At 49.8% G+C, this 13,942-nt stretch carries 12 protein-coding genes; 9 read left to right on the top strand and 3 right to left on the bottom strand.

What is annotated here, in order from left to right; translation table 11 throughout:
* The first annotated feature begins 32 nt into the window (after positions 1-32).
* From OEL90_RS03035 to OEL90_RS03020, 4 genes are all read left to right on the top strand, one after another.
* On the top strand, positions 33-452 hold the full coding sequence (locus OEL90_RS03035) for a GrdX family protein (RefSeq protein WP_291404598.1): 420 nt from the start codon (positions 33-35) through the stop codon (positions 450-452).
* The gene (locus tag OEL90_RS03030; RefSeq protein ID WP_291404599.1) at positions 436-1,722 is read left to right on the top strand and encodes a glycine/sarcosine/betaine reductase component B subunit; all 1,287 of its coding nucleotides are present in this window, start codon (positions 436-438) and stop codon (positions 1,720-1,722) included. The genes OEL90_RS03035 and OEL90_RS03030 overlap by 17 nt, the downstream gene beginning before the upstream one ends.
* Before the next feature lie 21 nt (positions 1,723-1,743).
* On the top strand, positions 1,744-3,051 hold the full coding sequence (locus OEL90_RS03025; RefSeq protein WP_291404600.1) for a glycine/betaine/sarcosine/D-proline family reductase selenoprotein B: 1,308 nt from the start codon (positions 1,744-1,746) through the stop codon (positions 3,049-3,051).
* Positions 3,052-3,164: 113 nt separating this feature from the next.
* On the top strand, positions 3,165-4,271 hold the full coding sequence (locus OEL90_RS03020; protein WP_291404601.1) for a hypothetical protein: 1,107 nt from the start codon (positions 3,165-3,167) through the stop codon (positions 4,269-4,271).
* A 232-nt stretch (positions 4,272-4,503) separates the two neighbouring features.
* Here the strand turns inward: OEL90_RS03020 and OEL90_RS03015 are convergent, their stop codons facing one another.
* A complete protein-coding gene (locus tag OEL90_RS03015; RefSeq protein WP_291404602.1) occupies positions 4,504-5,646 on the bottom strand; it encodes an SLC13 family permease in 1,143 nt (380 codons plus the stop codon).
* A 338-nt stretch (positions 5,647-5,984) separates the two neighbouring features.
* Here OEL90_RS03015 and OEL90_RS03010 point away from each other — a divergent pair, with 338 nt between their 5' ends.
* A complete protein-coding gene (locus OEL90_RS03010) occupies positions 5,985-6,458 on the top strand; it encodes a hypothetical protein (RefSeq protein ID WP_291404603.1) in 474 nt (157 codons plus the stop codon).
* Between the two features lie 98 nt (positions 6,459-6,556).
* Here OEL90_RS03010 and OEL90_RS03005 read toward each other — a convergent pair whose 3' ends face one another.
* Positions 6,557-7,294 (bottom strand): TIGR03915 family putative DNA repair protein, encoded by a 738-nt coding sequence (locus tag OEL90_RS03005; protein ID WP_291404604.1) that lies wholly within the window; start codon positions 7,292-7,294, stop codon positions 6,557-6,559.
* On the bottom strand, positions 7,291-8,589 hold the full coding sequence (locus OEL90_RS03000) for a putative DNA modification/repair radical SAM protein (protein ID WP_291404605.1): 1,299 nt from the start codon (positions 8,587-8,589) through the stop codon (positions 7,291-7,293). Before OEL90_RS03000 ends, OEL90_RS03005 begins: the two co-directional genes overlap by 4 nt.
* A 314-nt stretch (positions 8,590-8,903) precedes the next feature.
* On the opposite strand from OEL90_RS03000, the gene OEL90_RS02995 reads away from it, so the two are divergent.
* From OEL90_RS02995 to OEL90_RS02980, 4 genes are all read left to right on the top strand, one after another.
* Complete coding sequence (locus tag OEL90_RS02995; RefSeq protein WP_291404606.1) at positions 8,904-9,998, top strand: copper amine oxidase N-terminal domain-containing protein; 1,095 nt, start codon at positions 8,904-8,906, stop codon at positions 9,996-9,998.
* Between the two features lie 239 nt (positions 9,999-10,237).
* On the top strand, positions 10,238-11,164 hold the full coding sequence (speB, locus tag OEL90_RS02990) for an agmatinase (protein WP_291404607.1): 927 nt from the start codon (positions 10,238-10,240) through the stop codon (positions 11,162-11,164).
* A 331-nt stretch (positions 11,165-11,495) separates the two neighbouring features.
* Positions 11,496-12,674, top strand: a complete 1,179-nt coding sequence (locus OEL90_RS02985) for a double-cubane-cluster-containing anaerobic reductase (RefSeq protein WP_291404608.1) — start codon at positions 11,496-11,498, stop codon at positions 12,672-12,674.
* Positions 12,671-13,822, top strand: coding sequence for a DUF3798 domain-containing protein (locus tag OEL90_RS02980; protein ID WP_291404609.1), 1,152 nt, complete (start codon positions 12,671-12,673; stop codon positions 13,820-13,822). Before OEL90_RS02985 ends, OEL90_RS02980 begins: the two co-directional genes overlap by 4 nt.
* The last annotated feature ends 120 nt before the right edge of the window (positions 13,823-13,942 follow it).

Genomic DNA, 13,942 nt, shown 5'->3' with positions numbered 1-13,942 from the left:
TTATCCCCTGATCAAAAGAGGAGGAAAGCACCTTGTCCTATCGCATCGTCACCAACAATCCCTCGGTGAGGGACAGTTATAAAAACGTCATTTTTATTGATGGCACTTACGAGGACGTTTTGGTCAAAGTCAGAGACTTGGTCCATTCCGGCGTCGAGCTGATCGACAGTCCGCTCGGTGCCAGCATCCGAATGCTGCTCTCGCCCTACCGTTCTATTCTCGTCGGTACAGAGCGCCAAGCCATGAATGCAGATCAAATTTTACTCATTGAACAGAGCATCCTGAACTACCGCACCCTGACTCAGCGCCGCAATTCAGAGCCCCAACACGCGAACGACTACGCCGTAGTCGACAAAGCGCTTCTAGAAGCTTCTATACAAGCTTATGAAGATATGAAATGCCCAACTCATTCAAAATTTACCGGAGGTGAATTTCTTGAAACTCGAGCTTAGAAAAATCCAGATCAAAGATGTAGTATTCGGTGACAAAATGGAAGTCAACGGTGGCGTTCTGACCATCAACAAGGATCAAGTCGTCGCAAAACTCATGGAAGACCACAGAGTCAAGGAAATCAAAATCGACCTGGCGAAGCCGGGCGAAAAGACCAGAATCATTCCTGTCAAGGACTGCATTGAGCCACGTGTCAAGATCGAAGGCGAAGGCAAGGGCTTCCCTGGTGTCACAGGCAAAATGGTTCCCCTTGGCGACGGCAAAGTCAACGTTCTTGACGGCGCTGCAGTAGTAACTATTGGCGACATCGTCGGTTTCCAGGAAGGCGTTGTCGACATGTGGGGCGAGGGCGCTAAATGGACGCCGTTCTCCAAAACGTTTAACATCGTTGTGGACATCATTCCTGTCGAGGGGCTTGAGCCTCACGTTCATGAGGAAACTGTCAGACTCGCTGGTCTTAAAGCAGCTGAAGTCATAGGTGAAGCTGGCCGTTATGCTGAGCCAACCAACGTCGAAGTCTTTGAAATGGGCAACCATGCAGAAGAGTCCGCAAAATACCCTAATTTACCTAAAGTCCTCTACGTCGAAATGCTGATCTCCCAAGGTCTGCTCCATGACGGTTACATCTACGGCGTCAACAGCCAGAAGATTCTTCCGACGCTCATCCATCCGAATGAAGAGCTTGACGGCGCTGTCATCAGTGGCAATTGCGTCGCGGCTTGCGATAAAATCACGACTTACCAGCACCAAAACAACTCCGCGATCCTCGACCTCTATGCGGAGCACGGCAAAACCATCAACTTCCTCGGCGTCATCCTCACTCCTGAGCTGACCACCCTTGAAGGCAAGTTCAGAACCTGCGACTACACCGCTAAGCTTTGCACAATGATGGGTGCGGATGGTGTCATCGTTTCCGAGGAAGGTTACGGCAACCCGGACTCCGACCTCCTTATGATTTGTAAGCGCCTTGAAAAAGCCGGCGTCAAAACAGTCCTCATCACAGACGAGTGCTCCGGTTGGGACGGCATGTCACAGCCTCTCGCAGACACGACAAAAGAAGCGGTTGCCGTCGTATCCGCCGGCAACGTCAGCCACGTCGTCACCCTGGAGCCTGCAGACAAAGTTATTGGCAGCGCTAAAGCAATCTCGACGCTTGCTGGCGGCTGGGATGGATCCCTTTCCGAGGACGGCTCCATTAAGTGCGAGCTCAACGCCGTTATTGGCGCAACCTCTGAAATTGGATACCACAACTGCACCGTTAAGCTTTACTAAAACGCGAGAGGAGGAAGTCAAATGTCGAATCCATTCAAAGTACTTTACTATGTCAACCAATTCTTTGGCCAGGTTGGCGGCGAAGAAAAAGCCGGCATCGAGCCATTCTATAAAGAAGAGAAAATCGGCCCTGCAGCCGGCTTTGAAGCTTTGCTTGAAGGCGAAGGCACAGTCGTAGGCACCTTGGTCTGCGGCGACAACTACTTCAATGAGCACAACAAGGAAGCGTTTGCTTTCATCATGGATACCATTAAAGCAGCAAAGCCTGATTTGGTCGTCACCGGTCCAGCGTTCAACGCTGGTCGCTATGGCATGGCTTGCGGCGAAATTGCTGCCAAAGTCACTGAAGAGCTTGGTATTCCAACTCTTTCAGGGATGTATATCGAAAACCCGGGCCTCGATACTTGCGTCAGCAAGGTGATCGTTGTCAGCACACCTGACTCAGCAGCCGGTATGAGAACAGCGCTGCCTACTATGGCGAAAATTGCCCGTAAGCTTGCTAAAGGCGAAGAGCTCGGTGCGCCTGAAGTAGAAGGCTACATTCCTCAAGGACGCCGTCTTACTGTCTTCTCAGACAAGCGCGGTTCCAAGAGAGCAGTTGAAATGCTCCTCGCCCGCCTCAACAATGAAGCGTTCGAGACAGAGCTTCCTATGCCGCAATTCGACCGCGTTGATCCTGCCCTTGCTATCAAAGATCTTTCCAAAGCTACGATCGCCCTCGTTACCAGCGGCGGGATCGTACCGTTTGGCAACCCTGACAGAATTCAATCCGCAAGTGCTCAGAAGTGGGGTAAATATGACGTCTCAGCAGCGGCAGCCCTCAAAGGCGCCTATTACACGATCCACGGCGGCTATGACCCTGTGTACGCGAATGAGACTCCGGACCGCGTCGCGCCGCTGGATGTCATGAAAACCCTTGAAAAGGAAGGCGTCATAGGCAAGGTCTACGACTACTTCTACACCACAACTGGTACAGGAACATCGGTTGGAAACTCTTTAACTTTTGGTAAAGAAATCGGCGCAGAACTCAAAGCGGCCGGCGTGGACGGCGTTATCCTCACCTCGACGTGAGGCACCTGTACTCGTTGCGGTGCAACGATGGTTAAAGAAATCGAACGCTATGGCATTCCTATAGTTCACATGTCCACCATCACCACAATTTCACAAGCGGTAGGCGCGAACAGAATTGTCCCTACAATCGCAATTCCTCACCCGGTCGGCAATCCTAGCATTGCAGGTCCTGGCGAAGAAGCGCTCAGAAGAGACCTTGTTGAGCGCGCAGTCAAGGCACTCGGTACGCCTGTTGAAGATATAACGATTTTTGACTAGAAAAGTGAACCCACCGATATAATTGTGAAGTGCAGCTGAGGGTTTGCCGATGGTGATCATCAGCAGGCTCCTCAGCAGCACTTCACACTTTCGGGGTATAGGAGGCGAATTATATGTCAGAGGAAAAACTCAGCTATAAAACGATTGTCATCTACGCGGGCGCGTTTATCGCGTTCTTGATTGGATCGGGCTTCGCTACCGGGCAAGAAATCATGCAGTATTTCACTGCCTATGGGTTCAAAGGGATCTTGGGCGCAGTCGTCGTCTTTCTCTTGTTTCTCTATGTGGGAGTCAGCTTTATTACAACAGGATTTGATAAAAAGTTTCATAAGGGCAGTGAGATCTATGAGTACATGTGCGGCCCATACATAGGCAAGTTTTATGATTACTTCTCTATTGCTTTCATTTATATGTCTTTCATTGTAATGATCGGCGGAGCGGGTGCGACTCTGAATCAACAGTATGGTCTTCCAATCTACGTCGGCGGCATAGGAATGGGTATCTTAGCTTTCGGGACTGTCGTTTTCGGTTTGAAAGGCATCGTTGATGTCATTGGTAAAATTGGTCCGGTAATTACAGTTATGGCGATTGGTCTTGGATTAACAGCCATCTTCCAAAACCCGGGCGGTCTTGCAAAAGCTTCTGAAATCATTCCAACGATGAATCTCTTGAAAGCTTCCAGCAACTGGGTCTATGCAGCTTTATCCTATGTTGGATTCTGCATGCTGTGGTTGGCCGCGTTTATGGCCTCTATGGGTTCTGCTGCAAAGAGCAGGAAAGAAGCCAGTTTGGGCGCAATCTTTGGTGCTATAGGCTTCTCACTGGCGGTCATTATTATGGCCCTTGGTCTTATGGCCAACGTCGAGCTGGTTGCAGGTACCATGGTTCCATCTTTGATTTTGGCCGGTAACATCCACCCGACACTTGCGATCATTTTCTCTCTGACAGTCATTGCAGGCATTTACACGACTTCAGTACCGCTTCTCTGGTCAGTCGTCGCGAGAATAGCAGAAGAAAAGACGCAGAAATTCATTATCATTACTGGCCTCCTCGCAGTCATTGGTGTATTCGTTGGTCTTAACGTTCCTTTTGACAGACTCGTCAATATTATTTACGTCATCAATGGTTATGTCGGCATTCTGTTGCTTGTCATTATGCTCGTCAGATCTGCCCGCAGAATCGCTGCAGGCAAAGCCAGCAACGTGAAAGACGCAGCATAAACTTAATCTGTCACCAATTTCTAAACAAATAGACCCAAAGAAAAGCCCATGGGCGCAGCTGCAGACCTTAACCTGCTGAGGCGGCATGGGCTTTTCTTTTTGGTGTAATACACCTTAAGAAATTTGTTTTGGCTGATGGCTGCGTGTAACTCGGTGTCAGACACCAAGTTTCATCTCACGTGTAACTCGGTGTCAGACACCAAGTTTCATCTCACATGTAACTCAATGGGTTTTAATCCCCAAAACCAAAATAGACCAAAGCGGCGCCTAATAGTCCAAACACCAGCAATCCGGCGGCATTGTAGAGGATAAAGGACTTTAGATAAGGCTTGGCTTCGCCGGGATGATCCTTCAAAAACAGCCTGTAGGAAATCACGCTGGCCAGGGAAGCGATTAGAGTTCCCATGCCCCCAACGTTGACACCCAGAAGCAGCGGCGCCCAGTCCTCCGTAAATTCAGACAGGAGGATGGCGGCCGGCACGTTGGAGATGACCTGGCTGAACAGCACACTGCTGAAATAAACGGTGACAGGGGTACTGAGGAGAGACTGCATCAGTGCTATAACAGCGGGGATCTCCGAAAGTCTTGCCACTATGATGAAGAAGCCTACGAAGGTGGCCAAGAGCCCATAGTCAACGGCTATGAGGAGTTTTGGGCGGACGAGCAGGGTGACGGCAAGCACCAGGCCCAGGGTCGTCAGATCGCTGATTAGTCCGAAGACGGAAAGGATAATGACCCCGAAGGATAAGACCCATGGCAGCAGCTGCAGTGGGTGCGGATGATCCGGGATCTTGAGGTCGATGGACAGCTGTCGCGACGGCAGTCTGGTGGACAGCCAAATGAGCCACGCGCCTCCGAAGCCGGCAAAAGGTGCCACCACTGAAAAGAAGTTGCCCGCCGAGAGGGCGTAACGCGTCAGTATGAAGAGGTTCTGCGGGTTGCCCATAGGCGTCAGGCTGCTGCCGATGTTCGCCGCCAAAGTCGCGAGCACCACGGTACGAATCACAGGGTAATGGCCCCGGTGGCCAACGATAAGCGCAATGGGCACCAGGGTAAGGAGCGCCACGTCATTTGTAATGAGCATGGCACTGAAAAAGCTGAGGCCGACGACACCCAGTGCGACTCGCCGCTCTGAACCAAGCTGTCTGAGCAGCCGGATGGCAATGGCATCCAGGAGGTTCAGCTGTTCGAAAGCTTTAAGAACAATCATCAAATTAAACAGCGTGATCAGCACCTTGAAATCCAGATCAACTGGGGTTGGCAGTTTTATAAGACTCAGCAGTGCGGCTGCTCCAAGTGAAATGGACAGGACGAGATCCCGCCGGATCCAGTTTGTTAACTTGTTCCATAGGCGATTCAATGTGTCGCGAATCATTCTCACCAGCTCCTTATTGCTATCGAAGCGATTATAGCACGGGGCGACTCTGACAACAAGGCAGAGCGAGCATTTTGAGTGGATTGGCGGGAATCTGCACGAGTTAATATCAACATCTGAACCGAACCACTGGATGGAACAGATGGAAGATTAATCATGAAGATAGAATTGTTAATAAATCAGCACAAATTTCCGAATCTTCAGTTTAATTTAAGGTGTAAGCTGTATAATGAAATTGTGACAAAAGAATGACAAAAGAGACGTAAAAGTTCCAATTTGTCGCCGAACTTCTCGCGGCCATGACAGCTTAATTCACCAGACCTAGGGAGGAACGATTTATGAACATGCATTACGATCAGAATGAGAAGATGGATTCGGATCTAGTTCAGGAGAACTTTATGGTCCTTGAAAACCAGCCTTCCTGCCTTTCTGAGCCGATCTCCATAAAAACGGTTTTCTACGTTGAGAATCTCGATACTTCCAAGCAGTTTTATAAGACGGTGCTCGATCAAAGCCCTATTCTCGATGCGCCAGGGCTCGTTGAATTTCAACTGATGCGCAATTTCAAGCTCGGACTGGTGCCGCTGAAGGGGATTGTACGTACGCTCAATCTCGCTGTGAGACACCGCCCTGAGGGCTGTATGCCGGCTTGCGAGATCTGCCTGAAGCATGAGGATCCGGAGGGGTGCCTTGTTCTGTTCGAAGCTGCGGGCGGCAAGCTGATCCAGCCCCTCAAAACCATGGACTGGGGCGAGGAAGTCGCCTATGGTCTGGATCCGGATGGTCACATGATCGCGTTTTCAAGAGCGTGAAGGCTGCAACCGCGGTGAATCTGGGAGGAAGAGGTGCGTTTAACAGCCATCGGCTAAACGCTGTTGCTCTTGCTTTTGCCGATGGTCACCTTCGAGCGCTATCCCTTAATCTCAATCAAATATTTCCAGTACTTCTTTGGCATATGCTGTCGCTGACGCTCTGTGCTCCTGCGGCTTTCTATGGCGATGTGCTTGAAATACGACTGCCACAGCGTCCTGTAGAATTCCTCTTCATCTGAGTAGGATTGAATCGTGGGCTCCAGCTCTGCCAGCCACCAGTTTTTCTGGTCGTAAAAGGCGGCGAGGTGCCGTCTGACGTCATGCAGAACCCAGGTCTGATCGCTGAGGCGACTGGCGAAGTGGGGTGCCAACAGCGTCGTGATGTCGTAAGTGGGTTCAAAGCAGCCGTAATAGATCCCTGATTTGGTTTCGGAGAAGCGGAGAAGCCCCGTCATGAGGTGGACTTCCCGCGTCACACGCCAGGAGGCTTTGAAGACAGGTTTGACTGCGGGATGGGCCAGATGCTCGACCGCGGAGGGTCCGGTTTTGAAGGCGTATCGTAAAAAATGAAGTATGTCGGTACCGATCTCAGGGATTTCACTGAAATAGGCGTAGGAGACCCGCTTAAAAGTCTCCATTCCAAGTTTTTGAACAATGGCTTCGATCACCTTGCTCGCTTGGGCGCTGTCCGTTTGGACGTCCTGAACATGCGCGAGCAATAGGGGGGCGGGGTCATCATTTTTTTGTATTGCCACATCACCCTGGATTCTGTAGGCGGAGGCGATGGCGCACATCAACCCCTCAAAGCTGCCATCATAGAGAAAGAGCTGCATCATCTGAGCATCAACTCCTTGGAGGGTGGAATCCAGAGACCGGGATTCAGGTCGAAGAAGGACAGCTGGGAAGAGGGGACCTGCAGCTTTAAGGGCTCCTCGCTCACCAACAGGGGTCTGAGGATCCGCGTCTCGAAGTTTAAGGTTTCAATTTTTTTGCCGCTGCATTGAATGAAATATTTGGCGCGCTTCATGACGACGCCCAGCCCCTTGAGGTCCTCAGGCCTGAGGGCGCTGAAGCGTCTGGACTTGAGGATGCGTCTGGCTGAAACCGGGCCTATGCCGGGAACTCTAAGCAGTGTCATCAGGTCCGCTTTGTTGATTTCCACCGGAAACTGCTCGGGATGCCGCAGCGCCCACTGACATTTTGGGTCCAGCTCGAGGTCCAACTGAGGGTTGAGCTCATCCAGCAGCTCGCCAGCCGTATAGCCGTAAAATCTCAGCAGCCAGTCTGCCTGGTAGAGACGGTGCTCCCTGAGCATGGGGTGTTCCACCTGGCCGGGCAGAACCGGGTGGTTCTGGACCACCGGGACATAGGCGGAGAAGTAGACGCGCTTCAGTGCGTAGCGTTGATAGAGCTTCTCGGTGAGGTTCAGCAGAAGGTGATCTGTTTCCCCCGTCGCGCCCACGATCATTTGCGTCGTCTGCCCCGCCGGGACGAAAGAAGGCGCTTTCTTGAATTTGTTTTGGTCAGAACGCGTCTCCAGGATGGTGTTGCGGATCTGGGCCATAGGGGCCGTGATGGTTTCCGGGTTCTTTTCCGGAGCCAGCAGCTTCAGGCTTCTCTTGGTGGGCAGTTCTATATTGAGACTCATCCTGTCTGCGTATCGCCCGGCCTCCGCGATCAGGCGGGGATCCGCGCCGGGTATGGCTTTCAGATGGATGTAACCGTTGAATTTTCCTTCGGTTCTGAGCCGCTTGACGACCTCCACCATTCGCTCCATAGTGTGGTCCGGGCTTACCAGGACCGCACTGCTGAGGAATAGCCCCTCGATGTAGTTCCTTCGGTAGAAGTTGAGGGTCAAATCGACGATCTCCGTGGGTGACAGTGTGGCTCGAGGCACATCACTGGAGATCCGGTTGACGCAGTAGGCGCAGTCATAGACGCAAACGTTGGTCATCAGGATTTTTAGCAGGGAGATGCAGCGTCCGTCATCCGACCAGCTGTGGCAGATTCCCGCCGCTGCGGCCGTTCCCAGCATCCCTTGGCTTTTTCCTCTGGAGGTTCCGCTGGAGGAGCACGAAACGTCGTATTTCGCGCTGTCTGCAAGAATTTCGAGCTTTTTTTGCCATTCCATGGGTGGACCTCCTTTGTTATAGGTGGGTGACAGGCACTCGCTTGAAGTTGGTGCCTGTCACTCATTCAACTTGAGTGCCTGTCACTCACTCAAATTTTGGACCAGAGCTTGAGACTATTCTGAAAATTTGAGTCTTGCTCACGAAAGAACATATGTTCTATAATGATTATACTGGAAATTGTGTGTTTTTGCAACCATCGGCTAAAGCACTTTTATCAGTATGGGGAGTACATAAAAACTTGACTTAGCGAATATTTTTGCGGGTATTAATATCCTATCCAACAAAAATTTCATATGTGTAAGGAGGAAGCCCTATGTGGAAATTCAGGCAAAAGTGTCACGAGTCTACTAACCTCCTATTGACCTCATTCTTGCTGTCGACCCTCCTGTTGATGACGCTTACAGCTCCATCCCTCGCGTGGGCAGAAGGCTACTGGCGTCTGTCCGACTTAAACTTTGAGGAGCACGAATACATAAGTCAGCGCCCGTATATATCAGGGGTATACTCGGCCGGGTTTATCGATCCTGAACCGACTGAAACTCTCGTGCTCGGTGAAGTGCCCAACCTCGTCTACTTCACGGTTCTTGAGCGTGAGCCTTCCAATATGCTCGGTTTGGCTGAGCTTGAAGGCGCGGTGGCTGAGGGCGCCACTGGGGACTTGGGGCTGTCACTGTACAAAGGCATGTTCAAATTCTCAGCACCGCCAGCGCATCTGATCCCCGGTCAGAAATTCGGTATGAGCTTTTCCGGCTCGCAGCTCTTTAACACTACCAGCCTCTACTCGGGCATCAGCTTATGGTCCTACGAAAAAATCTACAAGCCCGGAGACTTAAGTACAGGCTATTTCACCGAAGTGGGTTACGCTCACCTTGAGCTCTATGCCGGACCGGCTGCAGGGGACAAAACTTATGGTCAGGTGACCGCTCAAGTCATGCCAAGAAATCAGGATGTGGGCAGAAATGACGGCTACATTTACCGGGTCATGGTGAAAACCAGTGAAGCCTATCGCATCTATGATTATGTTTATGACTGGATTCCTGGGCCGGTTCCAACACAAAAAGAAATCAGAGTCTTTATCGATTACGAGCTATTAACGGTTGAGGTTCCGCCTGTCATTCAAAATGGCAGGACTATGCTGCCGCTCCGGGCCATTCTGGAAGCTCTCGGTGCCGAAGTTGGCTGGGATCCACTCACCCAGACAGTTACGGCGACCAAAGGGGATACGGTGGTCACCATGGTTCTGGGCAGCAGCACCGCTTACGTCAACAACATCCCATTTAAGCTTGACGCGCCGCCATACACGGTCAAGGGCCGAACGCTGGTACCCGCTCGTTTCCTGGCGGAGAGCTTCAAAGCCGGCGTCGCTTGGGACGGCACGGCCTGGACGGTACACATCACCACTAAATAACAGAGCTTTTTTGCCGATGGTCACCAGAAGCACCCCTCCTCAAATCTTTCTACACATTCAAAGCCGCATCTCATTGGGATGCGGCTTTTATAAGCAGATCATGGCAATTTAAGGTCGGGCAATTCCGGGTTCTCTTTCTTGAAAATTCTTGTTAGAATGAAAGAATACAACAGTTCAAAATTCGCCGTGTCAACTTCAAGTTCTTTCGAGGTTAACGCGTCTATCAGGAGGTCAATTTAATGGAAAGTCAATCAACCCACGACATGATCCAAAGCCCCGAAATCTGGGGCGGCTTGAACCAGCCGAAGCTTGACATAAAGGAGGCGGATGCCATTGTCTTTGGCATCCCTTGGGACGGTTCTGTCAGCTTTAGATCCGGCGCAAAGGAGGCCCCAAGCGCCCTTCGTTCCATAACTTATACCGTCGCCCCCACAACTGAGCGCTTCGAATCCCTGGAAGGCTTCAAGATTAAAGACCTTGGCGACTTTGAAGGTGCCGACAGGGAACAGATTTTCGGCCAGGTCGAAGAAGCAGTTGCTGAGCTGGTAAAGGAGAAAAAGTTCTTTACCATGATTGGCGGCGACCATTCAGTGACCATTCCGGTGCTTAAAGGGATCAACAAAGCTGTAGATCAAGCCTTTGGGATCATTCACATCGACGCGCATTTTGACCTCTGCGAGGCGCTGGGCGGGGACACGCTTTCCCACGGCTGCACAGAGCGACGGGCGCTGGAGCTCGAAAACGTCACCGGGCCTGAGAACCTGTTTTTTATTGGCATCCGGTCCGTGGAGCCTCAGGAGCTCGAGTTCATCCAGAAGACAACTGTGCCGGTGGTCAGTGCCCGGGATTACTCCAAAATGGGTACCGCGGCGGTGATTGAGAAAGCCAAGGCGGCGCTCGCCCACCTGGAAGCCATCTACATCACTGTGGACATAGACGCGCTGGACCCGGCTTATGCACCTGGCACGGGCACACCGCAGCTGGGCGGCCTGACGGCCAGAGAGCTCCTGGACCTTTTGGAAGGGTTGTTTGAACTTCCGGTCATAGGCTTCGACGTGGTAGAGGTCGCGCCTGGGCTGGATCCGTCTTGGACATCCGTGTTCGCAGCCAGAAAAATTGTCATGGAATGCTGGGGACATGCTATGAGGAAGGCTGGGCGACTTTAAGCGTTCGCTCGAAATAATAAAGCATCTTATTGAAGCAATGCCTGTGATTTAGGTCTTTGAACCGTCCAGGCATTGTTTTTATTTTCAAATTTTTTGTTTAATCCAAGATAAATACGTTAAGGACAATTTTGCCGATGGTTTCGTAATCACTACCTCTCTGCATAATTCTTGATAGCTAGAGTAAATTCATCGATAAAAGTATTTGATTGCGAGGTATTATCAATCAAAACTCTGTATTTGAATTCATTTTGTTTATTTTGTATACTACATATTGTTTGTGAGAATTTTATAAAATTAGAGCTGGGTATCAGCACGTCAGGTGGAGACAAAGATGCAAGAGTTCAATGCCGTTTATCAGGATGAAATTGAAGAGAGAGTTTATATTGAAGGTATTGAGGCTAAGAAATCAGGTTCCAAAATTGTAGGAGTGTATTGTGCTTTCACGCCGCATGAACTGATCGCGGCTGCTGACGCTATTCCGGTATCGCTGTGTGCTGGGTCTGAAAAGCCCATTCCTTTCGCCGAGAAGCATTTGCCAAGAAATTTGTGTCCGTTGGTCAAATCCAGCTATGGCTATGCAATCAACGGAGAATGTCCATATTTCAATTCAACAGATTTTTTGATCGCTGATTCAACTTGTGACGGAAAGAAGAAGATGTTTGAGTTGATGAGTAAGGTTAAACCCTTGTTCTTAATGATGCTTCCACAGAATTATATCTACGAGAACTCAAAAAAGTATTGGCTTCAGGAAATTTATCAAATACGGGATTCTTTGGAGGCCCTGACAGGCAATAAGATCACAGATGGATCTTTAAGCAATCAAATCAAGCTTTATAACCGTTACCGTCAAACGGTCCGTGACATCTTTGAGCTCAACTTGAACGGCTCGCCCAAGCTTTCGGGGTCTGAAATCAACGCCATAATGGGATCCGCAGGCTTTGAGATCCATCTCGAAAGCAGAATCAAAGAAATGAATGAAGCGAAGCAAATGGTTCTGGCTCGCTCTCAAACTGAAAAATGGCGCCATGCGTTTTCCCAAAAACCTAGAATACTGCTGACAGGATGTCCGACAACTAATAAAAAAGTCATTGAAGCCATAGAGGCTGCAGGCGGAGTAGTATGCGCCATGGAAAGCTGTGGGGGGCTCAAAACGGCAGGTGATCTCGTGGATGAAAATGGTAACCCTTGGGAGGCGCTTGCAGAGCATTATATTCAAGTCGCTTGCCCATGTATGTCGCCAAATCCAAGAAGGCTTGAAATTCTTAGCAATCTAGTAGAGGATTATCAGGTAGAAGGCGTTTTAGAGCTGGTATGGCAGGGCTGCCACACCTATAATGTCGAGTCCCATCAAATCAAAAAGCATGTGCAAGAACGTCATCAAATGCCTTATCTCTTGATCGAAACGGATTACAGCGAAAGCGACAACGGTCAGATTAGATTAAGGGTAGAAGCATTTCTTGAATTGATAAAAGAGAAAAATAACAAAAGAAAAGGGGACACAACACAATGAAAAAGGGAATAAGTTTGATCCTTGTATTAGCTATGGTTCTCATCAGCCTTTCAGGCTGCTCAGCGCCTGCCCAATCTCAAGCAGGAGCACCGGAAGCAGAAAAGGCGCCAGGCTACAAAATCGGCATCGTTACACCAACACTGTCAACAAGTGAAGATGAATACCGCGCGGGCGAAAATATGGTCGCGAAATATCCTGACATCGTTAAACATATCACGCTTCCTGAAAACTTCAACGTTGAGTTGGAAACCGCAATCAGCCAGATTGTCAGCCTTGCGGACGATCCGGAAATGAAAGCTGTTGTCGTAGTCTCAGGTCAATCCGGCCTGCTTCCTGCACTTCAGAAAATTGAAGAAACCAGACCGGAAATTATCACGGTAACTGCACCAATTTGGGATGATCCGGATATGATGGCCCAATACATAGATATCAATCTCGATACGGACTGGGCAAGACGCGGTCAGACCATTGTTGAGAAAGCGCATAACATGGGTGCCAAAACCTTTATCCATTACAGCTTCCCAACACACCTTGCAAAAGAGGCGATCTCAAAGCGCAAAGAGATGATGAAGACTACCAGTGAACAGCTTGGCATGACTTTTGTTGAAATCGTCACACCAGATCCTCAAGCGGGCGATGGCGGCGTTCCTGCAATGCAGCAGTTTCTGAGAGAAGACATTCCGCGCCAAATCGAAAAATATGGAGTTGACACAAACATCTTTGGCTCAAATTGCCCAATGTATGATGTCATCCTCGATGAAGCACTCAAACTCAAATTCATCATGGCTGAGCAGTGCTGCCCAACGCCGACACAAGCATTTCCTACAGTTATGAATCTTGAAATTGCTGCTGAAGATGTTGGCAATTTTGACAAAATCAATGCCATGATCAGTGAAAAAGCAGCAGATGCGGACATGACAGGCAGACTTTCCGGTTGGCCCGTCCCAATTACCATCTTCCTGCCTGAATTCGCTGTGGAGGTCGCCAAGGATCTTATAGACAGCGGCAAAACGCCTGAGGAAGCCTTAAGCTCAGAATACCTCATTGCACTGGCGCAGGATAAGTTTGGTGTGGGTGTTGAAATGAACCCAATGAAGCCTGAAATGGACAACTATTATTTGACGATTATGGATTCGATTTTCTACTAATAATGTTTTTTAGAAAATGACATCAAAGATGGTCATAAGAGCCCCAGGCAAATGTATTGCCTGGGGCTCAAAACTATGTTGATGTATTATCAAAGTAAAAATGAAAGGCAGATGAATAAC

This window comes from Acidaminobacter sp. (assembly GCF_030247605.1).
In the GTDB taxonomy this organism is placed as follows: Bacteria; Bacillota; Clostridia; order Peptostreptococcales; family Acidaminobacteraceae; genus Acidaminobacter.
The sequence above is the reverse complement of the archived record's forward strand: the minus strand, read 5'-3'. Positions and strand labels throughout refer to the sequence as shown.